The sequence below is a fragment of the Neisseria sp. P0017.S009 genome (assembly GCF_051957375.1).
GTDB lineage: Bacteria > Pseudomonadota > Gammaproteobacteria > Burkholderiales > Neisseriaceae > Neisseria > Neisseria perflava.
Genome location: NZ_JBQCWL010000005.1, coordinates 147,848 through 171,648, shown reverse-complemented (window position 1 = coordinate 171,648; position 23,801 = coordinate 147,848). Strand labels below are relative to the sequence as shown.

General features: G+C 46.3%; 25 protein-coding genes. 6 read left to right on the top strand and 19 right to left on the bottom strand.

What is annotated here, in order from left to right:
- Positions 1-175 precede the first annotated feature (175 nt).
- From nosZ to ACTHTG_RS07775, 5 genes are all read right to left on the bottom strand, one after another.
- Positions 176-2,143 (bottom strand): TAT-dependent nitrous-oxide reductase, encoded by a 1,968-nt coding sequence (gene nosZ, locus ACTHTG_RS07795; protein WP_004519669.1) that lies wholly within the window; start codon positions 2,141-2,143, stop codon positions 176-178.
- Between the two features lie 109 nt (positions 2,144-2,252).
- Positions 2,253-4,547 (bottom strand): NosR/NirI family protein, encoded by a 2,295-nt coding sequence (locus ACTHTG_RS07790; RefSeq protein ID WP_192830388.1) that lies wholly within the window; start codon positions 4,545-4,547, stop codon positions 2,253-2,255.
- 468 nt (positions 4,548-5,015) lie between these two features.
- Entirely contained in the window at positions 5,016-6,077 is a 1,062-nt protein-coding gene (gene porB / locus ACTHTG_RS07785) for a trimeric porin PorB (RefSeq protein WP_049336717.1), read from the bottom strand.
- A 314-nt stretch (positions 6,078-6,391) separates the two neighbouring features.
- Positions 6,392-7,237 carry a tRNA pseudouridine(38-40) synthase TruA gene (gene truA, locus ACTHTG_RS07780; protein WP_004519666.1) on the bottom strand — a complete coding sequence of 282 codons (846 nt, stop codon included), beginning with the start codon at positions 7,235-7,237 and terminating at the stop codon, positions 6,392-6,394.
- Positions 7,238-7,464: 227 nt separating this feature from the next.
- Positions 7,465-9,453 carry a FimV/HubP family polar landmark protein gene (locus tag ACTHTG_RS07775; RefSeq protein WP_049336718.1) on the bottom strand — a complete coding sequence of 663 codons (1,989 nt, stop codon included), beginning with the start codon at positions 9,451-9,453 and terminating at the stop codon, positions 7,465-7,467.
- A 353-nt stretch (positions 9,454-9,806) separates the two neighbouring features.
- Between ACTHTG_RS07775 and ACTHTG_RS07770 the strand changes: the two genes are divergently transcribed.
- The 6 genes from ACTHTG_RS07770 (at position 9,807) to dtd (ending at position 13,209) form a co-directional block, all read left to right on the top strand.
- Entirely contained in the window at positions 9,807-10,340 is a 534-nt protein-coding gene (locus ACTHTG_RS07770) for a septation protein A (RefSeq protein WP_049336720.1), read from the top strand.
- Positions 10,340-10,630, top strand: a complete 291-nt coding sequence (locus tag ACTHTG_RS07765; protein ID WP_004519663.1) for a YciI family protein — start codon at positions 10,340-10,342, stop codon at positions 10,628-10,630. Before ACTHTG_RS07770 ends, ACTHTG_RS07765 begins: the two co-directional genes overlap by 1 nt.
- The gene (locus ACTHTG_RS07760; RefSeq protein WP_049322785.1) at positions 10,627-10,899 is read left to right on the top strand and encodes a BolA family protein; all 273 of its coding nucleotides are present in this window, start codon (positions 10,627-10,629) and stop codon (positions 10,897-10,899) included. The genes ACTHTG_RS07765 and ACTHTG_RS07760 overlap by 4 nt, the downstream gene beginning before the upstream one ends.
- A gap of 68 nt (positions 10,900-10,967) precedes the next feature.
- The gene (locus ACTHTG_RS07755) at positions 10,968-11,840 is read left to right on the top strand and encodes a peptidylprolyl isomerase (RefSeq protein ID WP_049336722.1); all 873 of its coding nucleotides are present in this window, start codon (positions 10,968-10,970) and stop codon (positions 11,838-11,840) included.
- 44 nt (positions 11,841-11,884) lie between these two features.
- On the top strand, positions 11,885-12,649 hold the full coding sequence (locus ACTHTG_RS07750) for a peptidylprolyl isomerase (protein WP_049336724.1): 765 nt from the start codon (positions 11,885-11,887) through the stop codon (positions 12,647-12,649).
- A 98-nt stretch (positions 12,650-12,747) separates the two neighbouring features.
- Positions 12,748-13,209: a D-aminoacyl-tRNA deacylase gene (gene dtd / locus ACTHTG_RS07745; protein ID WP_049336726.1), complete on the top strand. Its 462-nt coding sequence runs from the start codon at positions 12,748-12,750 to the stop codon at positions 13,207-13,209.
- Positions 13,210-13,268: 59 nt separating this feature from the next.
- On the opposite strand, the gene ACTHTG_RS07740 is transcribed toward dtd, so the two are convergent.
- The 14 genes from ACTHTG_RS07740 to hisC all read right to left on the bottom strand — a co-directional run bounded on the left by ACTHTG_RS07740 (position 13,269) and on the right by hisC (position 23,753).
- The gene (locus ACTHTG_RS07740) at positions 13,269-13,787 is read right to left on the bottom strand and encodes a gluconokinase, GntK/IdnK-type (RefSeq protein WP_049336727.1); all 519 of its coding nucleotides are present in this window, start codon (positions 13,785-13,787) and stop codon (positions 13,269-13,271) included.
- A 91-nt stretch (positions 13,788-13,878) separates the two neighbouring features.
- Complete coding sequence (locus tag ACTHTG_RS07735) at positions 13,879-15,264, bottom strand: GntP family permease (RefSeq protein WP_004519658.1); 1,386 nt, start codon at positions 15,262-15,264, stop codon at positions 13,879-13,881.
- Between the two features lie 557 nt (positions 15,265-15,821).
- Positions 15,822-16,598, bottom strand: a complete 777-nt coding sequence (gene tatC, locus ACTHTG_RS07730) for a twin-arginine translocase subunit TatC (protein ID WP_039862097.1) — start codon at positions 16,596-16,598, stop codon at positions 15,822-15,824.
- Between the two features lie 15 nt (positions 16,599-16,613).
- The gene (gene tatB / locus ACTHTG_RS07725; RefSeq protein WP_004519655.1) at positions 16,614-17,276 is read right to left on the bottom strand and encodes a Sec-independent protein translocase protein TatB; all 663 of its coding nucleotides are present in this window, start codon (positions 17,274-17,276) and stop codon (positions 16,614-16,616) included.
- Positions 17,277-17,279: 3 nt separating this feature from the next.
- On the bottom strand, positions 17,280-17,483 hold the full coding sequence (tatA, locus tag ACTHTG_RS07720) for a Sec-independent protein translocase subunit TatA (protein WP_003679438.1): 204 nt from the start codon (positions 17,481-17,483) through the stop codon (positions 17,280-17,282).
- 35 nt (positions 17,484-17,518) lie between these two features.
- On the bottom strand, positions 17,519-17,842 hold the full coding sequence (locus ACTHTG_RS07715) for a histidine triad nucleotide-binding protein (RefSeq protein WP_004519654.1): 324 nt from the start codon (positions 17,840-17,842) through the stop codon (positions 17,519-17,521).
- A gap of 118 nt (positions 17,843-17,960) precedes the next feature.
- Positions 17,961-18,284, bottom strand: coding sequence for a phosphoribosyl-ATP diphosphatase (locus ACTHTG_RS07710; RefSeq protein ID WP_003679440.1), 324 nt, complete (start codon positions 18,282-18,284; stop codon positions 17,961-17,963).
- Positions 18,285-18,316: 32 nt separating this feature from the next.
- A complete protein-coding gene (gene hisI / locus ACTHTG_RS07705; protein WP_004519653.1) occupies positions 18,317-18,724 on the bottom strand; it encodes a phosphoribosyl-AMP cyclohydrolase in 408 nt (135 codons plus the stop codon).
- Positions 18,725-18,767: 43 nt separating this feature from the next.
- Entirely contained in the window at positions 18,768-19,535 is a 768-nt protein-coding gene (hisF, locus tag ACTHTG_RS07700; protein ID WP_049336730.1) for an imidazole glycerol phosphate synthase subunit HisF, read from the bottom strand.
- Positions 19,536-19,575: 40 nt separating this feature from the next.
- Positions 19,576-19,893, bottom strand: coding sequence for a hypothetical protein (locus tag ACTHTG_RS07695; protein WP_004519651.1), 318 nt, complete (start codon positions 19,891-19,893; stop codon positions 19,576-19,578).
- A 178-nt stretch (positions 19,894-20,071) separates the two neighbouring features.
- On the bottom strand, positions 20,072-20,809 hold the full coding sequence (gene hisA / locus ACTHTG_RS07690) for a 1-(5-phosphoribosyl)-5-[(5-phosphoribosylamino)methylideneamino]imidazole-4-carboxamide isomerase (RefSeq protein WP_049336731.1): 738 nt from the start codon (positions 20,807-20,809) through the stop codon (positions 20,072-20,074).
- 72 nt (positions 20,810-20,881) lie between these two features.
- Positions 20,882-21,526: an imidazole glycerol phosphate synthase subunit HisH gene (gene hisH / locus ACTHTG_RS07685; RefSeq protein WP_440360610.1), complete on the bottom strand. Its 645-nt coding sequence runs from the start codon at positions 21,524-21,526 to the stop codon at positions 20,882-20,884.
- A 168-nt stretch (positions 21,527-21,694) separates the two neighbouring features.
- The gene (gene hisB / locus ACTHTG_RS07680; protein WP_049348224.1) at positions 21,695-22,648 is read right to left on the bottom strand and encodes an imidazoleglycerol-phosphate dehydratase HisB; all 954 of its coding nucleotides are present in this window, start codon (positions 22,646-22,648) and stop codon (positions 21,695-21,697) included.
- 19 nt (positions 22,649-22,667) lie between these two features.
- On the bottom strand, positions 22,668-23,753 hold the full coding sequence (gene hisC / locus ACTHTG_RS07675; protein WP_285071135.1) for a histidinol-phosphate transaminase: 1,086 nt from the start codon (positions 23,751-23,753) through the stop codon (positions 22,668-22,670).
- Positions 23,754-23,801 lie beyond the last annotated feature (48 nt).

Here is a 23,801-nt window from a genome sequence, read left to right as displayed (position 1 = left end):
CCTGCTTGCCGCATGATAAACCGATGCGGAAACAGGTATTTTGGTGTTATAGCAAAGCTGTCTGATGATGGCTTTCATTTTGTGACCATATCGGCCGACAAACAACTTTGCTATAAAGGCCGTCTGAAAGAATGTTTTTTCAGACGGCCTGAAGAATTAAATCATCAAACCGAAATTATTTTGGTTTAACAATCATTTGGCCAGACATTTCCATGTGCAATGCGTGGCAGAACCATTGGCAGTAGTACCAGTGTACGCCTGGACGGACAGCTTTGAAGGTTACAGAAGATGTAGCTTGCGGGCCAATCTCCATAGCAATGCCATAACCTTCCAAAGTAAAGCCGTGAGTCAAGTCTTCAATGGTCTCAACGTTGGTTACATATACGGTAACTTCGTCGCCTTGGTTCACTTCAAATTGAGGAACGCTGTAAGCAGGCGCAACGGCAGTCATGTACACGCGTACTTTGTTGCCTTCACGTACGACTTTGGCAGCTTTTTCCAGCTCAACACCGTCTTTTTGAGCTTGTTCCAAAGCTTCTTGCCAGAACCATGGGTCTTTGCGGTCCCAAGTTTTGCTTGGGTTCACTTTAGACGCAGCAACCAAGCACAAGTCGTGTGGTTCGGCAAAAGTCGGATTGTCATGCACCAGACGCATTTCGTCGCCGGAGATGTCGATCAATTGGTCACACTCAGGTTTCAAAGGACCGGCATTCAAGAAGCGGTCTTTAGAGAACTTGTTCAAAGATACCAACCATTTACCGTCGGCTTCTTTGGTTTCGCCCATGGTAGTGTGGTTGTGACCCGGTTGATAGTGAACGTCGAGTTTTTGTTTGATCGGATCGATTTTCTCGCCTTTATAGGCTTTAATCGCGTCGTCGATGTTCCATTTCACCATTTGACTGTCGATAAACAATGTAGTATAGGCATTGCCGCGACCGTCAAATGCAGTGTGTAATGGGCCAAGACCCAGTTGAGGCTCGGCTACGACAACATCGCGCTCTTTGATTTTACCTGCAAACAAGTCATCCAGTTTGCTAACATCCAATACGGTAACGGTTGGAGACAGTTTACCGTTGAGCATGATGTATTTGCCGTCAGGGCTTGCATTACAACCGTGAGGAGAGTTAGGAACCGGGATGTAACGAGTGTATGGAGAGTTGGCTTCCGCACGACCGTCCAACATTTTTACGCCGTTAACTTCTTTGAAGTCGCCTTTTTTGATGCCTTCTTCGATGGCGGCCAGGTTAAATACTACACACCAGTCTTGTTCGTTAGAAGATGCACCTTGTACAGTCAGAGCGCGCTCAGAGTTATAGCAGGTAGAGAAAGAGTATTTACCTTGGTAGTCGGCATCGCCATTATCCAAGTTACCGTCTACCAATACTTGCCATGCGATGTCCATGGTTTCGCCATCAACTGCAGTATAAACGGCATTCCAAGTTTTAGGATCATCCCATTTGCCTACGCCGTCAACAGGAACGATATGCTCACCGTTGGCAAATACGTAGCCAGTTTTCGGATAGCGTTGAGGACGCAGACCGTGGATACCTGAAGCATTAGGAATATCGATGATTTTATCAGTTTTCATCACATCCAAGCGGATACGGCAAACACGGGTGTTTGCTTTATCGTTGGCGTAAGCATAACGGCCATCGTAAGTTTGGTCGGTGAAAGACAAGTGCGGGTGGTGCAAGTCGCCGTTAGGGTAGCAACGCAGACCGCTGTCTTGCAGGAATTTACGGGTTTCCGGCGTAATTTTTTCATTCAAAATACGCAGGCTCTCGTTGGTACGACCCCAACCGGTAGCGCTGTCCATATTGAACACAGGGATACGCATCAACTCACGCATAGAAGGTACGCCGATCAAGCGCATTTCACCTGATTGACCGCCTGACAAGAAACCGTAGTATTGGTCAAGTTCGCCTGGACCAACTTCGGAAGTTTGTTTGCCCGGTTCGGCAGAATGAGCAGCGGCTTTTTCGGCAGGTGCAGCACCGGAAGCAGCAGCTTTATCACCCTCGCCGTTAGAGCAACCGGCCAAGCCCAACAAACCGGCACCAGCAATACCCGCACCGGAAGCAGCGGCAGTACCTAAGAATGAACGACGGCTTAAGCCGTTTTGTTCTAATTTTTCGTCTGACATACGACACTCCTTGGATAAAATCCGGCGGCCGATTTTTCAGACGGCCTGCCGATGAAAAACTTTCTAAGTCAGGCTGCCGATACAGCCCTCTTTTTTTATTGATAAATTACTACTTGTCGACACTGATTGCCGATTCTTTTTTAACAAACTGGACGACTTGTTCTTGAGCATTTTGCGTCGCTGCCGCATCATGCTGTTCAGCTTTTGCCGCCGCTTGTTTTTGTTTTTTCTTATTCGTTGCCACTACTTGAGGGCAACGCGTATCGTGATGATACATTACCTGACAATGCAGACATTGGATACATTCGTTCGGATGAATGTCGCCTTCTGGTGCGATTGCTTGTACTGGGCATTCGTGTGTACAAATCTGGCATGGGTTACCGCACATTTTATAACGGCGCAGCCAATCAAATACACGGAAGCGGCCCGGCAATGCGATACCTGCACCCAAAGGACACAGATAACGGCAGAAGAAACGTTCGATGAACAAGCCTGCAATCAGCAAAGCGGCGGCGAACAGAACAAACCACCATTCACGCATGAATTTCAAAATAATTGCAGTTTTGAAAGGCTCAATTTCAGCAAATTTTTCAGCCGTACCCAAATCGTACAGGGAAATTGCCAGCAAAGCGAAGAAAATTACATATTTAATCGCACTCAGACGGGTATGCAACAAGTGTGGCACTGTAATCTGTTTCAGACCCAATTTTTTAGCGATACGGTTGGTTAACTCTTGCAATGCACCGAAAGGACACAGCCATCCACAGAATGTACCGCGGTTCCACAACAGCATGGTTGCCGCTGTAAAGAGCCACAGAATGAATACCAGCGGATCCATCAGGAAGAATTCCCAGTGGAACTCAGTCAAAACAGCTGAGAACAACGTCAAAGTATTCACTACCGATAATTGTGCCTGAGCATACCAGCCGATATAAAACAGCGTAAAGGTCAGGAAACAAAGACGGAATCGGTCATACCATTTTTCGTAACGGACAATCCAGTCTTGGAACAGGAATACCAACAAGAGAATTGTCAAAGCAATACCGACAACGATAATTTGACCTTGTTTGGCTTTCCAAACCTGTTTCCAAAGTTGGTTGGAAACACCATCATCACCGGCAGTCGCATCTTCAGCAATACCCGTACTTTCAGGAGCTGAAGCGGCAGCTGCAACTTGCTCAACCGGCGCGCTGATTTCAACAGGTGGTGCTTTTGGATCATCGACATAGTAGCCTTTTGGCAATTCGTAATCCAAATCGGCAGTTACAAATGCCTTATCATTTACGCTTAATACGCGTTGAATCATCAATTGCAAACGCCATGGTTCAGCACCATCAAATTCCACACCTTCGGGGATTGTGAACCAAGAAACTTCTTTAAATGCAGGCGCACCTTCGGCAGATAAAGCAACTACACGTTCATGTTGCGCATCGGTAAAGCGGAAGCTGGTATCGCCTTGAATCATTTCAATACGGTCAAAGATACCGCCGCGGACATAACCCGAACCTTTCCAAGAATAGCGACCCTCGCCGGCCACCATCACGGCTTCTTGGCCAGGTTTCAAACGTTTTTGCAGGTTGTTCCAACCGGCTTCACCTAAAAGGCTTTTACCGATGGAAGGTTGGCTGACCAAGGCAACATACAGATCAATAAATGTATCATTACCATCACCCTGCTCCGCATGATCTGCCACACCTGCTTTACCGCTTTTCTCAAACAGTTTATTGATTTCGTCGATAGAAATATGCAGATGGCCGACGGCTTTTTGTTCCAAAAGCGCATTCCATGACAGGATATCTTGTTTGTCTTGATTAGCAACACGACGCGGACGAGTCTGAACGTCAGGTACAGCAGACTGTTCGCCGGAAGCAGCTGCCGTACCGGCTTGAACTGCTTTATCTGTACCCAAATGATATTGATGGATTACTGCTTTAACAGAGCGCTGAATACTGTCATTGATGACCATCAGGGTCACAGTCGCACCACTAATAATATCCCCTGGTGCAACACCTGGTTGAGGCGGGTTTTTAATAAAATTTAAGCCGATATATTTGTCAATGAATTTATCGACACGGGATTGCGGGATACCGATCAGCATAATCGGCTCATGGTGCTCAACCAATTTTGCGCCGGCAATAGTGCCATCATTGGCCAATGCAACCATCGTATCGATCGGTTTGCTCGAATAACCGCGCGTATTGACCACGTCAGTCGTGATATAAACCAAGCCAAGCTGCTCTTCGCCCTTGTACACGCGAGCAACCAAGGGCTTACCTTCAGGCTTACCGTAGCGGTCAGCACCTGGGAAAATTTCAGACGGCTGAACTTTTGCCAAGAAATCAGGCAAGCGTTCCGCGTAAGCAGGCAGGCTTACCATCATCACGAAAAATACAGCAAACAGCATAAGGATTCGTTTCCAAATGCCACTTAAGCACTTCATTTCAAGACAGGACATGGCTATTCCCGATATATCGATACTCTAAACACTTATATTATATGAATCATCTATCAGCAATAATTTGATTAAAATCAAGTTTACAAATCTTAAAACCAGATTCTACATACTAATAATACTTTAGAACTACATTAGATGAACCTTTTATTATTAGGCATGAAACATAGGAAAATCAACTCAATCCAAGAATCATCCCCATATTATTAACTTATTTATAATAATACTCAAAACAATTTCTGAAATTTCATTTAGCATATATTAAATAGAATAGAACCTGACTTAAATTTCCATAGGCCGCCTGAAAACGAATATCGAAAATACTTTAACCTACCCCTACAATGACAAAATACATTTCTTACAAAAACAAAAAGAGCCTATATAAAACAGGCTCTTTTTTCAGACTAATCTTAAGTCAGATTAGAATTTGTGACGCAGGCCAACAGTACCAGCAGTTTTCTCGTATTTAGTATCGCCTTTGCCTTCTTTCAACCAGCCGGCAGACAACAGGGCAGAAGTGCGTTTAGAGAAGTCGTAGTCAGCACCAACGATAACTTGGTTGTAAGCGCTGTTCTCTTGTTTCACGCCTTCTTCTTTAGCTTTAAAGCCGTGAGCGTAAGAAACACGAGGAGTTACGTTACCGAAGCGGTAAGCAGCAGTTGCACCAACTTCAGTACGTTCGTTTTTCTTAGCACCAGCTACGTCAGCTTTGAAGCCTTCGTATTGACCTACAACAGCAACCATCAGGTTGTTAGCATCGTAACCAGCAGTCAGACGGTGTGCTTGGTGATCTTTGTAAGTACCGGCAGCCAAAGTAGTATTGTGGTTGAATGCATCCAGGTAACCAGAAGTCAAGTCAGCACGTTTAGCATAAGAACCAGCGTAGCGACCGAAGAAACCAGAGTTCTCGTAGTTCAAGCCTAAGTCGTAAGACGCACGGGTTTTCACAGCGTGATCGTATTTATCGCCAGGGTTAGCATTGTCGCGAGGTTGGTATTGTACGCTTGCGCTGAAACCACCAAACACAGGAGTGTCGTAACGTACAGATACTTTACGAGTATCTACACGTTTGATTTTACCCAATTGCAGAGCGTCTGCGTTAGCATTACTAGATTCCCAAGGGTCGAAGCTGTCGCTACTGTTTTTCAGAGAAGTATCCAATTTACCAGCACGAACTTTACCGAAACCGCCTTCCAAGCCCAAGAAAGATTCACGGGTCGCGAAACCAGAATCACCACCGGCGATAGAAGTGTTTTGTTCAACTTGCCAAATAGCATTCAAGTTGCTACCCAAGTGTTCGTGGCCTTTGAAGCCGATGCGAGAACCGTAGTCAGCAATCTCAGTAGCAGTTTTAGAAGAAGTCTTACCCTCTTTTACTTTAGAGATTTCTACGCCAGCTTTGATTTGACCGTACAGAGTCACATCAGCCATAGCTGCAACAGGCAGAGCTGCCAAAGTCAGAGCAATCAGAGATTTTTTCATTGCTGTATTCCTTTTCTATTGTGAAGAAATAACTTAAGCAGACCGGACAATCCGCTTAGGCTTACATTATCGCTGGAATCAGCGATTCCATGACTGTTACTATAATTGCTCCTCTCTAAAAAAACAAACTTTATTCAATCCACCCCCACCACCCTTGAAACCCAGCAAAGGCAAACACAGCCTAAAAAAATGAAATTTATTATTTAAAATCAATGATAAATTTCTTTTAAAACCAATTGTGCATTTTTACAACACTTTATTAATTTACACATCAATCCAGCTATTTTGTTGCTTTTATACCAACAATCTGCCAATTAGGCCGTCTGAAAAACGTTACCCGAAACATTCATCCACTCAGGCAGAGGCAGTCTTACCACCCCAAACTCATCAGGATAATCAACGCCTGTCAAATATAGACCGTCAGACATAAAGGTCGGAGGCGCTTTCAATCTGCTTCTTGCATAAAAGATTGACTGAAATTCATCCACACTAATCCTACCACTTCCCACATATACCAATGCGCCCATAATATTGCGCACCATATGATGCAAGAATGCATTTCCATGCAAATCAAGGCACAAATAACGAGGAGTCCCACTAATACTTGCCCTATATAGCGTTTTTATAGGCGATTTTGCCTGGCACTCAGCCGCACGAAAGCTGGAGAAGTCATGTTCACCCTCCAATAAAGCAGCAGCCTGCCTCATCAGATTTAAATCTAATTTCAAATGTGTCCACCCCACCCTGCCAACCAACAACGGAGAACAAACCGGAGATGACTCCAGCAAATAACGGTAATGCCGGCCATAAGCATCAAATCGAGCATTAAAATGAGGTGCAACTTTTTGCGCAAGCAATACAGCCACACCGTCAGGCAAATGCGCATTGACTCCACGCACCCACGCTTGCTCCGGACGGCTTACAGATGTATCAAAGTGTACGACCTGAGCTGTCGCATGTACACCCGTATCTGTCCTTCCTGCAACAATAGTATTAATCTGCTCTCCTGCTATTGAAGTTAATGCCTGCTCTAAGGCCGTCTGAACAGTCGGCAAATCTCCAGCCTGTTTTTGCCAACCATAAAAACGACTACCGTCATAAGAGAGGGTCAAAGCCCAGCGCTGCACCAGATGTCCTGTTGTATTTACTTGTTCAGTCATTTCTTATACTTCTTGTAAATTGATATTGTTGCCTACGCTCAAGTAACAAATATTAAAAAGGCGTGATTAACACACGCCTCCATTTTGTATTTCAGACGGCCTTCATCTTCAACCATCATATAAAGCTGAAATCTTACCCAACCAATAATAGACTCAGATAAAATCTTGCTTTTTAATTTACCATAAAAAAGATGCCGTCTGAAACGGCATCTTCATTTGACTAGCACTTACGCGCCAAGTTCTTTCATCAGTTTTTGGGCTTTATGCAGAATATCGCCTTCAGCCTCCTCAATCAGCCCTTGCAATGTTTCTCGAGCCGCTTCAGGATCACCGATTTCGATATACATCTTAGCCAAATCATATTTGGCTTCAAGCGGTGCAGTCATGCCAACTGATTCTGAAACAAAGCCTCTTTCACTATTGCTTTTATCGGCGGCTACTGAAACATCTTCAGCTCCCCATTCCAATGCACCTTCTTCAATCACAAACTCAGAAGCAGCTTCTTCTTTCTCTACTTCTTCTTTGGTTCCTTGAATTTGCAAGTCTTGATCTTGCTTGATCTCGAATGGCAACGCATGGCCGTCTGAAGCTTCAGGGGTTTCTACCGTAAACTCGAGTGGCTCTTCATTTCTTGACTCGGAGACTTTTTTCTCTGCCGCCAAATCAAACTCAGCAAATGTATTTGCCTGCTCTTCTTTACGTTCAGGCATAACAACGGATACCGGCTGATATGGATTTTCTGGTTCAGGTTCGTACACGCTTTCTGTTGATTCGATATTGTCCCAATCAGCATGGCGACGTTGTTCTGTCTCAACATCATGCGTTACTGCACCTGAAAGAATACCTGCCTGACTATTGTCAATCTTACCTAAATCAAGTTTGACATCATCGATATTGGAAGATTCTTCTACTTCATTGATAACCACATCATCTTCAAAATCGTCTTCGATAAGCAGGCCATCTTGAGTTTTTTCAGACGGCATTACTTTAGTTGCAGCAACCGCAGCAGCTGAAGCAGCAACATCTTTCTGTACAGCCTTCTCTTCATCCATACGGCTTACAGGTGCTGCTTCAAGCTCGTCTTTACGTTTACCCGCAGCTTTTAACAACAACCAAGCAGCAATAAGGGCTGCACCGCCTGCCAATAACCATTTCCATAAATTGCCATTTGATTCGCCCTCTGTTTGCTCCGCGATAGAATCAGTGGTTGCAACAGACTCAGAAGCCACTACATTCTCTTGAGCATCAGAAGAAGCCATAGCTTCTTGAATATCGGATGCAGGAACAGTCGATGCGGCATTTTCATTAACCGCTGCAGATGCTGCTTGTTCTGTTTGTTCAGCTGAAGCTTGTTTTACTTCTTCCTGTTGCTGTGTATTTACGCCAGCATCTTTAACCTGGGCTTCAGTTTGAGCCTCAGGCTGAACAACAGGTTTTTCTGTTTTAGCCTCTGTTGCATTAGCGGTTTCATTGGCTTTTTCTGTTGCCGTATTAGTTTTAGCAGGAGCAGAAGCAGCCAAACGTTGCAATTCGCTACGGTTTGGAATATTCAGCACCTTACCTGCCAACATACGGTTGGCATTGTTATCGATAAACACATCCGGATTGGCATTAACCAATGCTTGAATGGTTTGATCCAAGGTCATACCTTGCGGACGGATGCTGGACGCAATGGCAATCAGGGTTTCACCCGTACGCACCAAATGCTGTCTACCTGAACGTGCAGCTGTGTCGTTTTTAGCAGAGGCCGTCTGAACTTGTTTTTTCTCAGCCTTACGCTGCACATCCTTACGCGCTTGAGCTGCCTGATTACCTACTGCTTTATTGTTTTTAGTTGCAGGCTGTTGGGCATTGCGTGTCGGCTCGAAGGATTGGGATTCGGCAGTTTGACGGGGGCGGACGGATGCCGCATCTTTAGCGTCGTATCCGGCCGGATCGATGATAGCAGTGTATTCACGCGATTGCGCGCCGACACCTACTTGGAAAACCAAAACAGGATCTTTGATGGCTTTAGAGGAACGAATGGTAACGACTGCCTTATCGCCTGATTTGCGTACCGCCGCGCGCAAATTACCATTTGAAATAGTGGCCTTACCGCCATTAAGCAGAGCCTGAGCTTCCTCGCCAGTCACAGTGATACTGCCTGTAAAAGGCTCACCCAAATGAGATTGAACGTTCAAACCGCCCAAACCTGCAGAAGCGCTGAGCGATGTCATTAAAGCGATAGAAGCTGTAATTAATTTAATATTGTGATGTTTTTTCAAAACTGATCCCCTGTTCGGAAATTATGGTACTAACCAATGTGCGCGCATTTAACCATATATTTACTAGATATTACGTCATGATATATTTTTAACCCATTTCTGCCAAGCAATACAGGCTATTCAGCCTGAAATTCCTTGGTAAATCTATTACTTTTGCATGCTTGTGTTTCTTTTTTACAAATTTCGCCAACCCAAAACAAATATCTCATATGGATATATGTGGTATTAAAGTCATGGGGAAAGGTGCAAAAAAACACATCTCCCTGTATGATTAGCATTTACTCAATTAGTTTCATCATTAATATATGAAGGTTTTGAGCGACTTATTCGCCGTATTCTTATTTTTCATCACATACATCATCACCAAAGACATGATTGCCGCAACGGCTGTTGCGGTTATAGTCGGTATTGCCCAAGCTGCGCTGACCTTTTGGAAACACCGCAAACTGGACACCATGCAATGGGTCAGTCTGATTTTGATTGTCTTTTTTGGCGGTGCAACGATTCTGCTGAAAGACAACCGCTTTATCATGTGGAAACCGACCGTTCTGTTTTGGATCGGCGCAATCGTCATGCTGTTTAGCCATCTTGCCGGTAAAAACGGGCTAAAAGCCGTGATGGGTAAAGAAATGCAGCTTCCTGATTTTGTATGGACGCGCCTGACTTATGCATGGATTGGCTTCCTGATTTTTATGGGGGCTGCCAATCTCTTTGTCTTTACGTATTTTCCAGACCAATGGGTCAATTACAAATTGTTCGGCACATTGGGTTTCACAATCATTTTTTCTATCGCACAGGGCATGTATCTGATGCGTTTCCAGCCTAAGGAGGATCAATAATGGAATATTTCATGCTTTTGGCCACTGATGCCGAAGATGTCCACGAAGCACGCATGGCAGCCCGCCCTGCTCATTTGGCACGCTTGGAAGAATTGAAAGCGCAAGGCCGTCTGCTGACTGCCGGCCCCAATCCTCTACCAGACAATCCGGAACGCGTTTCCGGCAGCCTGATTGTGGCTCAATTTGAATCTTTGGACGCAGCACAAGAATGGGCTGAACAAGACCCTTACGTCGATGCCGGCGTATACGCAGAAGTATTGATTAAACCCTTTAAAGCCGTGTTCAAATGAGCAATATGCGTCAAATTATCGAGGAACGCCTGCAGGCACTTGAGCCTGAGTTCTTCGATTTTGAAGATGAGAGCCATCTGCACGCCGGCCATGCCGGCAATAAAGGCGGCGGGCATTATGCGATATTGGTGGTCAGCAACGCATTTGAAAATATCGGTCGCCTCCAGCGGCAACGTATGATTAAGCAGCTTTTGCAAGACTTGTTTTCAGACGGCCTGATTCATGCACTCAGTATCAAAGCGGCCACGCCGGACGAATACTTCCATTAAGATTACTACTTAAACTTTGATTTCTAATCATTAATTTATTTCCAATCATTATTTAAAAGAGAAATACGATGAAAAAAACCTACTTTGCTTCAGCCTTGATGCTTGCCCTGACTACCGGCACCCTGTTTGCCCAAACTTTGGTGACCGTCAACGGTCAAGCCATCGACAGCAGCGTTATCGATGACCAAGTTGCTTCCGTACGCGCCAGCAACCCGAACGTTCAAGACACTCCTGAATTGCGTCAAATGCTGACTGAACGCCAAGTTATCAGCACTGTTGTTACCCAAGAAGCTAAAAAATTAAAACTGGATCAAAGCGCTGAATTCAAAACTGCATTGGAGCAAGCGCGTGCCGATGCCGCCAAGCAAGGTGCAGATAAAAAAGCCACATTCAAAACCGAATGGGCAGTTTTCGAAAATGATTTGTTAGGCCAAGCTTTCGCGGCGCATATCGTCCGTCAATATCCTGTTCAAGAAAAAGATGTCAAAGCCGCTTACAACGACTTCAGCAACTTCTATAAAGGTACTCAGGAAGTCCAAATGGGCGAAATCGTGACTGACAGCAGCAGCAATGCCCAAAAAGCCATTGCCGATTTGGATGCGAAAAAAAGCTTTGTTTCGGTATTGAACCAATACTCAATTGACGAAGCGGCCAAAAAAGCCGGCGGTATCCCTAAAGCTTATGTTCCGCTTAAAGATTTGCAAGAATCAGCGCCTCCGCTTTACGCAGCTGTCAAAGACCTGAAAAAAGGTGCGCACACTAAAACGCCGCTGCAAAACGGTAATTTGTACGCCGTTTTCTACGTCAATGACCGCCGTAACGTTACCGTACCTTCTTACGAAGCCTCTAAAAACGAGATTGGCAGCGACTTACAGGCAGCCCGTGTTGATGCGGCCATTCAATCATTGCTGAAAAAAGCCAGCATCAAAGTCAACAAATAATATAACGTGCCCGCCGTGATAACGGCGGGCAATAAGGAACTCACATGAACATCAAGCCCAAAACTGCCGTTTTGGCTATCCTCGCCCTATCAACCATCGGCTTGGCAACTGCCAAAGCACCTGAAATCGATCCCGCCCGTATCGACAGCATGGTTGCCGAAGTATTGAGACAAGCCGATCAACATCCCAACCAGACTGCCAAACCCGATGGTCAGGCAATCCGCAAAGATGTGGTTACACGTTTGCAGACTTTGGAAATTTTGAAAAATGAAGCCATCCAGGCTGGTTTGGACAAAGATGCAGAAGTGCAGAATCAGCTTAAAAACGTTGAAGCTGAGTTTTATGCCAACCAATACGCTGCTTATCTAGAACGTCAAACCGCGGTTGACGATGCTGAGTTGCGCCGTTTCTACGACCATCAAACACGCATTATCAAGCTGCAACAAGTCAGCTTTGCTTCAGCCGACGAAGTACGCGCCGCGCGAGAGCTGCTGCTAAAAGGCTTGTCATTTGAAGAGCTGATGAAACGCTATCCAAACCCCGAACAAGAGTTCGACGGCTTCATCTCTCCGCAGCAGCTCTCTCCTCAACTGGCTACCGCTTTTGCCGACATGAACCGAGGCGATGTAACGCATGAGCCGATTCAAATGGAAAACCGTTTTTATCTGTTTAAACTCAGTGCAGTAGAACACGATCCCAATGCCGAACCTTTCGAACTGGTACGCAATCAGATTGCCCAAGCTGTTAAACGACAAAAAGTCGAGAATCAGATCGAACGTATCTTAAAAGAAAACGGCATTAATCCGTAAATTGATTCAATGGTTTCAGGCCGTCTGAAACCATACTCCAACCCAAAGGGCGTGTCTTTTACGCCCTTTTTTACAAACTTCTTTTATTCAAAAACATCATGCGCGCTGTTATCCAAAAAGTTACCCAAGCCAAAGTTGACGTTTTGTCCGAAAACTCCTGCGAAACCTGCGGCAAAATCGACAACGGATTTATGATATTGCTCGGCGTTACCCACACCGATACAGAAACAGACGCCAAATACATTGCGGATAAAACCGCCAACCTGCGTATCTTTGAAGACGAAAACGGCAAATTAAATTTATCGCTCAAAGATGTCGGTGGCTCGATATTACTGGTTTCCCAGTTTACCCTTTACGCTGATGCGCGCAGCGGCCGCCGCCCATCTTTCTCCAATGCTGCCCCTGCCGAACAAGCGGATAAGCTTTATCAATATACCGCGCAACTTTTGCGCAAACATGGATTGACTGTCGAAACCGGCAGATTCCAAACCCATATGCAGGTTTCCCTTTGCAATGACGGGCCGGTTACCTTATTGCTTGACTCGCAAAAAACATTCTAAATCCCATCAAAAAAGGCCGTCTGAAATATTTCAGACGGCCTTTCCATTTCTGATCATTACTAAATCAAGCCTTGCGCTTTCACCCAGTTCACAATATCTGCCTCAACGGCTTCAGGCGAACCCGGATTGTCAATTTTAACGCCGTACTCATCCGCACCCAGCTCTTCCAAAATCTCCAGCTGCGAATCCAGCATTCCGGCTTTCATATAATGCCCCTGACGCGACAGCATACGTTCAAGATTGATTGCTTGAGGCGGAGTCAGATGAATAAAAGCCACCTTCCCTTCTGCACCACGCAGAATATCGCGATAGTGATGCTTGAGTGCGGAACAAGTAACAATGGAATATTTTTCCCCGTTTTTTGCCTGCTCTGTCATCCAGTCACGCAAATTGCCCAGCCAAGGATAGCGGTCTTCGTCCGTCAACGGAATACCGGCACCCATTTTGTCGCGGTTGGCTTGAGTATGGAAATCATCGCCTTCGGCATATGGGCATTGGTTGAGATGTTTTTGCAAAGACAATGCGGCAGTGGTTTTACCGCAACCGCACACGCCCATCATGACAAAATGTGTCGTCATTTTTCTACTCCTTGTTTATCTAGATTTTAACGGTATTTGAAAACAGGCGGATTGTGTTATCTCAAAAACACTATCCGCCGGCCATTTTCGATTAAACCAAGATAAACAACACTGACGATAAAGCAAAACCGATGAGTGCGATAAGTGTTTGGTTGACCGTCCATGTCTTCAAGGTCGTCGGCACATCCATATCCAACAGACGGCCGACAAGCCAGAAGCCTGAGTCGTTAAAGTGGCTGCAACCAACGGAACCTGCCGCCGTCGCCAATACCACGCAAGTAATCTGCCAATCGCTGAAACCTGCCGCCGCAACGGCCGGTGCCATCAACGCGGCAGCGGTAGTCAGGGCAACAGTCGCAGAACCTTGCGCAATACGCAAAGCCAAAGCTACCAAGAAACAGCCCAGTAAAACAGGAATACCCAAGTCAGCCATGCTGTCGGCCAAAGCCTTACCGATACCGGAAGCACGCAATACGCCGCCGAACATACCGCCTGCACCGGTAATCAAAATAACCGAGCAAACCGGGCCCAATGCGCCATCAATGGTTTTCTCCAAAGCGCTGGCTTTTTCACCACGTTTACTGCCCAATACATACAGGGCTACCAAAACAGAAATCAGCAAAGCAATTGGTGTCGAACCGAGCATTCGTGCAAACTGCACCCAGCCTTCATCCGCACTGACCATTTTCTCGCTGATCAGAGTAGACAAACCAGTATTCAAGAAAATCAACAACATAGGAATTAGCATAATGCCAATGACCGTAGATGCCTTTGCAGGCGCTTTCGGTTGGTCGTTATCTTGCGTACCGCCGCTGAGCAAATCAGGAACGGGCACATGAATGCTGCGGCCCAAAATCTTACCCAATAAATAGCCGCTGAAATACCAAGTAATCAAGGTAACAGGCAAACCCAAAATCAGCAGTTGACCAATATTTGCGCCATAAAATTCAGAAGCTGCAATCGGGCCGGGATGTGGCGGCAGGAAGACGTGCATGACGGAAAATGCGCCAATAGATGCCAACGCATAGGGCAAAACAGTTTGCTTCATGCGGCGTGCCGTTGCAAACACAATCGGCAACATCACCACCAAACCGGCATCAAAGAAAATCGGAAAACCGAAAATCAAAGAAGCCACGCCTAAGGCAAACGGCGCACGATTCTCACCAAAAATCCGAATCAGCGCATCTGCCAAAGACTGAGCACCGCCGGAAGTTTCCACCAAACGGCCAAGCATTGCACCCAAACCAACCAACAACGCCACGCTGCCAAGTGTACCGCCGAAGTTTTTGACCAATACATCATTAACAATGCTGCCCATAGGCAGACCTGTTACGATGGCAGTCAGCAAGCTGACCAATACCAACGTCAGCAAGGCATGAACGCGCAGTTTTACAATCAAAATCAAGATCAGCAAAATCGCTGCCGCGGCGATACCGAGCAAAGTACCGGCACTCAGCGTTTGAGTCCATCCATCCATTTTGAAGCCTTTCTCTGTAAGAAAAATACAAACTTATTAATGTTTCTTAACACACGTAGATAAGATAACACATTTCACTATGGATTCATACGGCTGGATTTAGTCAAAATATAAACTTCTCTTTTTCAAAACCCTTTTTGTAAGATGCTTGATAAATAAGGATTACAACGAAAAACAAGGGTGACAAAAAGGCCGTCTGAAACGTAGTTAATTTTCAGACGGCCTGACATCATTCTTCTCGATAAAATAGAAACGAATATTTTTTCAATTACCTAAAATCAAGTATTTTCGGCTTATGCCTTGGTAAAAATCACCCCATTTCCCAAACGTAATTCCGGCAGTTTGGTATTAAAATCCAGCCCATTGAGGCATGAGGGACTGTTACGCATTACTGCTTCGATTTCGGCAAAATCCTCGGTCAAAAATTTTAGCCGAATCAAAAGAATCTGGACAGTAATGTTTTACGATTCCCCGAACATTCATCATGCTTTTTCTTAAAAACTGAAAGTGCCATGATACAAAGGCCGTCTGAAAAATTCTTCAGACGGCCTTGATTCTTAAACTTCTGCCGGTGGTTGCGGTGTATCCTCATCTTCCTGCTGCGTTTTCGCTTTGGCAAAACGGCTGAACCAAATACCAGCTTCGTAGAGCAGAATCAGCGGAACGGCAAGCAGGGTTTGGGAAATTACGTCAGGCGGCGTGATGATTGCGGCCACGATAAACGCACCGACAATCACATACGGACGCGCATTCTTAAGCTGTGCAGTCGAAACAATGCCCATTTTGGCAAGCAACACCACAACGACGGGAACTTCAAACGTCGTACCGAATGCAACAAACATGCCCAAAATAAAGGACAGGTATTTATCGATATCGGTCGCCATATTGACACCGACAGGGGTTACACCGGCCAAGAATTTGAAAATAACGGGAAATACCAGAAAATAGGCAAACGCCATACCAACAAAGAAGAGCGTCACGCTGGACAACACCAGCGGCGTAATCAAACGCTTTTCGTTTTGGTATAAAGCCGGGGCGACAAACGCCCAGACTTGATACAGCGTGTGCGGCAACGACAGCAGAAACGCCGCCATCAAGGTAACCTTTACCGGCACAAAAAACGGCGCGATCACATCGGTCGCAATCATGCTGGTATCTTTAGGCAGATTGGCCATCAATGGTTCGGCAACAAAAGTATAGAGCTGCTGGGCAAACGGCATCATGCCCAAAAAGCAGACAACGATACCGATGACGATCCACATCATTCGGCGGCGCAGCTCGAGAAGATGCTCGATAAGCGGTTGGACGGGTTGTTCGTGTTGAGGTTCGGACACCGGTTGACTCACTTTTTACTTACGGACGCGCAGTTTGGGCTTGGCGTGGAATTTCGGGCGCATATCGCGTTTGCGGCTCATCGCCTGCTTACGCAAAGAAGTCGTATGCAGCGGAGGAACATCGGCAGCAGGAGCTTCGACATAGCTGACTTCAACCGCCGGTGCGGGGGAAACCGATGCGGTCAAATACTCACGCCAAGCGCGGTCTTGCTCGGACTCGGCATTTTCAGCTCCGACAGGCTCTTGAGTTTGCGCTGCTCCACCCTCTTCAGGAACTTGGGCCGCACTTTCATTTTCAGTGCTGCTTGAAGCCAAATCAGGCAGAGGATTACCGAACTCGTCCACGCCAAAATCAGCTGGCGTTTTTTGTTCGGGCAGGCGCTCCCAAGGCTTGAGGCCATCTGAAATATCATTCAGATTTTTTTGTGCATCATCGCCTAAGTCTTTGATACCGTCGCGAAACTCCGAAGCGGCGGCTTCAAATTCCTGCTTCACCTTGCGCAATTCGTCCAACTCAGCCTGAGTATTGAGCTCCTGCTTGACGTTGTTGACGAAGCCTTGCAATTTGCCGACCAAACGCCCGGCCGTGCGCGCGGCTTGCGGCAGACGTTCTGGACCCAGCACTATTAGGGCGACAACGCCGACCAGCAGCAATTCGCCCAAACCGAAATCAAACATGGATTATGCTTTGTCTTCGTCTTTTTTGTGTTCGATGACTTCGTCTTTTTTGGCATCTTTGCCGTCTGTACCTTCATTCAGGCCTTGTTTGAAGTCATGCACTGCACCGCCGAGGTCTTTGCCGACATTGCGCAATTTTTTGGTACCGAATACCAAAACGACGATAATCAGTACGATAATCCAGTGCCAGAGAGAGAAGCTACCCATGATAAATCCTTGAATTTATTAAAAATAGATGATAGTTATGCAGGCGTACCCATGATATGTATATGCAGGTGGAATACTTCTTGTCCACCGCCTTTGCCTGTGTTGATCAGGGTTTTGAAACCGTCGGTCAAACCTGCCTCTTGGGCGATTTGAGGGACTTTCAACATCATTTTCCCCAACAGGGTTTGATGTTCGGCGGTTGCGTGTGCCAGTGAATCGAAGTGTACTTTCGGAATCAGCAGCAGATGCACCGGCGCAGCAGGACGGATGTCTTTGAAACAAAGCATCTCATCGTCTTCGTAAACAGTTTGTGCCGGAATATCTTTGGTTGCGATTTTGCAGAAAATACAATTATCCATAATGGCTCCAATGGCCGTCTGAAAACGGGTATAACGAGTTTCACCCCAAAAAGGGAAATCGTTTTTGCCCTAAGAGACGGATTCTGAAACAGGTCAAATACGGGATTGTAATATAAATTCAAGATTCTTTGCGAGAAGCTTTTTCCACTAATCCCGACAAACCTTGACGGCGCGCAAGCTCGTTTACTACATCTTCGGCACGCAATCCGTGATGCGCCAATAAAACCATGGTATGAAACCACAAATCCGCCACTTCGTAAACCAAATGTTCGCCACCGCCATCTTTAGAGGCCATCAAGGTTTCACCCGCTTCCTCGATGACTTTTTTCAGAATCTTGTCTTCGCCTTTGTGCAGCAGCTGGGCAACGTAAGAAGCATCGGGATCGCCGCCTTTGCGCGAATCGATGACGTTTTGAATTTGGGTAAGGATAGTATCGGTCATGGTCAGTTTCTCTTATTTTCTTTCAGACGGCCTTAAGGATGTTTATGTCCGTAAATCGCCTCTTCGTCTTTCAACACGGCATCGACTGTCTGCCATGCGCCGTCTTGCCAAACTTTGTAAAAACAGCTTTCGCGCCCAGTATGACAGGCAATGCCGCCGTTTTGTTCAATCAACATGACCACTGCGTCGCCATCGCAATCCAGGCGCAATTCATGTACTTTTTGCGTATGCCCTGACTCTTCGCCCTTCATCCATTGTTTTTGGCGGGAACGGCTGTAATAGTGGGCAAACCCGGTTTCTACGGTTTTTTGCAGGGCTTCGGCGTTCATCCAGGCAACCATCAGCACACGGTGTGTCTGCCAATCTTGGGCAATCGCGCAAACCAAACCTTTTTCATCAAATTTTACGGCATTCAGCAGCGTTTCGTTTATGTTCGACATTCGCATTTTTTTCCCATATTTTCAGACGGCCTTTGGATAGTAATCACAAACGCACTTCAATTCCTGCTTCACGCATGGCCAGTTTTGCTTCGCGGATGCTCGCTTCGCCAAAGTGGAAAATACTGGCGGCCAATACCGCATCGGCCTTCCCGTCCTTAATGCCGTCCACCAAGTGTTGAACAGAACCGACGCCGCCAGAAGCAATGACCGGAATATCGACCGCTTCGCTGACCGCGCGTGTCAAAGGCAGGTTGAAACCTTGCTTGGTGCCGTCTCGGTCCATACTGGTCAGCAAAATCTCGCCTGCACCGCGCCGCTGCATTTCGACAGCCCATTCCACCGCATCCAAACCGGTCGGATTACGTCCTCCGTGGGTAAAGATTTCCCAACGGGTGTTTTCAGGGTTAACCGCTTTGGCATCCACGGCAACAACAATCGCTTGCGAACCAAAAAAACCGGCCGCTTCGTTTACCAAATCAGGATTGGTTACAGCGGCCGTATTGATGCTGGTCTTATCGGCACCGGCATTAAGCAGACGACGGATATCGGCAACCGTACGGACACCGCCGCCGACGGTTAATGGAATAAAAACTTGTGAAGCGACTGCCTCAATAACGTGCAAAATAGTGTCGCGATTGTCGCTGGAGGCAGTGATGTCCAAAAAGGTCAACTCATCCGCGCCTTCATCGTTGTAGCGTTTGGCAACGTCAACCGGATTGCCTGCATCGCGCAGACCCAAAAAGTTGACACCTTTTACCACGCGACCGTCTTTTACATCCAGACAAGGAATAATTCGTTTTGCCAATGCCATACTCAATACCTATTATCCGTTATCAGGCCGTCTGAAACCGTCAGGCCAAAAATTTGCTCAACCAATCCGGCAAATGTTGCAACAGCTGAAAATAACCAATGCCGGCTATCATCGCCAAAACACAGGAAATAATGAAATTGCTGTCAATGCGGCCGACAATGGAAAAAATTAAACCGGCAAATGCCCAGATTATCCCGTTGAAAATCATCCAATAGGTATCGATAATCGGCAAATCAAACGCCGTCAGCTGCCGCAATATCACTGCAATCAGTGTAAACCACAAACTTTCGCTTAGCGGATACACTTCGCGGTCGGATGACCAGATAATCCAAAAACCCAAAACAAACGCTTCAAGCATACCAATCCCTTAATAAAATAAGATATTGAGTGAGTTGTTTTTTTATAATTATTTCAGACAGATTTTAAGTCTAAGGACTTTGCAAAATGCCGCTTTTGAAGGCATTTTCAGCTATACGCCAACTCCTGCGCTGTTACACCTTGCAAAGCCCCAATCTGCATAATTAAACGCACTTAGGTCAAGCCAAAGAATCGGCCATTTTTTGTGCCTGTGCGAAATCAATACTTCCCTCATAAATTGCGCGGCCGGTAATCGCACCGCTCACACCCTCTTTTTCGACGGCACACAATGCGTGGATATCGTCCAAATTCGTCAAGCCGCCGGAAGCGATAATCGGGATATTCACTGATTGAGCCAATTTGACGGTGGCTTCGATATTCACGCCGCTCATCATACCGTCGCGACCGATATCGGTATAAATAATGCTGTTGACGCCATCGTCTTCAAAACGCTTGGCCAAATCGACGACATGGTGTTCCGTTACCGTTGCCCAACCGTCTATCGCCACCATACCGTCTTTGGCATCCAAGCCGACGATAATCTGACCCGGAAAGGCCTTACATGCTTCGCGCACAAATTCAGGATTTTTTACCGCGGCCGTACCGATAATCACATCGGTCAGACCCAAATCCAAATACTTTTCGATGGTGCCCAAATCACGGATACCGCCGCCAAGCTGTACCGGAATATCTTTAACCACGGCGGCCAAAATTTCTTTAATCGCCGGAAAATTTTGAGGAACGCCTGCGAATGCGCCGTTCAAATCAACCAAATGCAAACGGCGTGCGCCTTGATTGCGCCAATGCAACGCCATCTCTGCCGGCGAGTCGGAAAACACCGTCGCCTGCTCCATCAAACCTTGTTTTAAGCGAACACAGCGTCCTTCTTTCAAATCAATGGCAGGTACCAACAGCATTTTCTTCTCCTCTATTCAATTTCAGTATATTTTACACAAATTAGCGATTTTTAGCAGATTTATGTTAAAGCCTCAAATCTGCCAATTTAAAAAATTACGCAGCAGCAGCAATCCTGCCTGATGGCTTTTTTCCGTGTGGAATTGTGTGGCAAATACATTGTCCTTACCGACAATGCAGGCAAATTCATTCGGATATTCACTGACACCTAAAATAATCTCTTCATTTTTCGGTGCAAAATAATAGCTATGGACAAAATAGAAATACTCGTTCTGCCCAATGTCTTGAAATAAAGGATGCGGACGGGTTTGGCGCACTGTATTCCAACCCATATGCGGCACTTTCAGACGGCCTCCCTGTGCATCGGTTTGATTGGGCAAAAACCGTTTTACTTGTCCTTCAAACCAACCCAAACCATCTGTATCGCCTTCTTCGCTGTGTTCGAACAATAATTGCGCACCTACGCAAATTCCAAAAAACGGCTTGTTTTTCAGGCCGTCTGAAACCGCCTCGCCCAAACCGCTGGCCTTCAGCGCAGACATACAGTCCGGCATGGCGCCCTGCCCCGGAAAGATAACCTTATCCGCCACCATCACTTCTTCAGGCCGCGAAGTCAGATAAACCTCGGCATTTTGCTTGGACAAGACCTGCGCCGCCTGAACCGATTTCAACACTGAATGCAGGTTTCCCATTCCATAATCGACAATCGCTACTTTCATTGCTTCTCCTCAGGCCGTCTGAAAACATTTAATGATTAATATAATAATAAGAATGATTGTAGCAAAAGATGGTTTAAAACAAAATATTGCCACCATACAAGATGAATAATAAAGGCCGTCTGAAATCCCAATCGGTTTCAGACGGCCTTTATTCATTCAAACGCTGCCTTATTCTTCTGATGCGGCTTCCGCTTCTTCTTGAACAGATTCTTCGCTCAGCGTGCCTTTAGTAGAAGGCGTTTGACCAATCATGCGCGGATCGTATTCGACCGCCATGCGCAATGCACGGCCGAAGGCTTTGAAAACGGTCTCGGCTTGATGATGTGCATTACGGCCGCTCAAGTTATCGATGTGCAAGGTCATCATGCTGTGATTTACAAGGCCGTGGAAAAATTCTTCAAACAAATCGACATCAAAACGGCCGATCAGGGCGCGGGTAAAGTCAATGTTGTACACCAAGCCAGGGCGGCCGGAAAGGTCGATGACTACACGGCTCAACGCTTCATCCAGCGGAACATAGGCATGGCCATAACGGGTAATGCCGGCTTTATTGCCAAGCGCTTGTTTCAAGGCCTGACCCAATACGATACCGATGTCTTCAACCGTGTGATGGTCGTCAATGTGCAAATCGCCTTTGCAGGTAATATCCAAGTCAATCAAACCATGACGCGCCACTTGGGCAAGCATATGCTCAAGGAAAGGAACGCCGGTATCCAAGCGGTATTTACCGGTACCGTCAAGATTGAGGCTGACGGTGATTTGGGTTTCGCAGGTATTGCGGGTAACGGTAACAAAACGGCCTTCGGTTGAAACACCAGCTTCGGCTGCTTCGACAGTTTGTTTTTCCAAACGCGCCGCTTCAACTGCTGCTTTTTCTTGATCTTTGCTGTGATCACGGTTCAGCCAGCCTTTGCGTTTGCGCATACCGGATTCCAACTTCGCAGCCAGGCTCGGACGAATGCCGCGTGCAGACTCATCGCCTGCCTGTTGTTCCAAACGGCGTTTGAGCTGAGACAAAGAGGCGGAGTTTTCATAACCGCACGCACGTGCAAGCTTGGTCAATGAGCCGGCTTCTTCAACCAGTAACAGAAAATTGGTCAAATGCAGTTGAGCTTTGTTCATAATGGTAGTTTCCTTGAAATCAAAGATTGGGGTAAAGGTTTCTAATAACCGCCAAGACGGCATCATTTTGCGCTGCCGAGCCTACGGTTATACGGACACACTGATCCAAAAGCGGATGGCTGCCATGCAGTTTTTTAATCAGTATGCGGTTTTGCTTCAATGTTTCAAACAGCCCGTTCGCATCAGGAACGCGAACAGTAATAAAGTTGGCTTCGCTCGGAAAAACTTCCAAACGGTTTAATTTCGACAATTCATTCATCACGCGCGAACGCTCATTTTTTAATGTATCAATGTTTTGCTGAATGATTTGATGATGTTTCAATGAGAATTTTGCCGCCGCCAAGCTTAATTGATTCATATTGTAAGGCGGAAGGATTTTGGCCAGTTCACCCATAATGCTTGGGCTTGCCGCCGCATACCCCATCCGTAAGCCGGCAAAGCCGATTTTACTGATGGTGCGCATTACGACCAGGTTTTCGACTTCTCCCGCCCAAGGAAGGAAACTGTCATGATGAAACGCTCCATATGCCTCATCGACAACCACAATGCCGGTTGCCGCACGAATGACCGCTTCCACTTCTTCTCGTTTAAAGCACACGCCGGTAGGATTATTGGGATAGGCAATAAAAATTAATGACGGCTGATGTTGCTCGATAGCGGTCAAAACGGCAGGGAGATTTAAAGAAAAATCTGGATTTAAGGGAACGCCGACATATTCCATGCCATAAAGCGCGGCATTATGACGATACATAACGAAACTTGGCTCAATACCCAATACACGCGCATTTGGTTTGGCAACCAGCATAGTCAAAAATTGGATAAGCTCGTCGGAGCCGTTACCCAATGCGATTTCCGCTTTATCGGGAATAGCGAAAACCTCCCTCAATTCTTCATAAATACCGCTCTTGGCAGTATGGGGATACAAATGAATCGGTGCCTGCTTTGCCAAATTCGCCCATTCTGACAATAAAGATTCATACCCGGCGAAAGGATGATGCGGACATTCCATGGCGTCCAACTTAATAAAACCTTCCGGCAAATCAGCAACCTGATAGGCTGTCATTACTTTAATATCATCACGGATAACATCAGCAACGCGATTCATGGTTTTCTATCCTCCTGAGATAAAGTATTTATAATAGTAGCACAATCT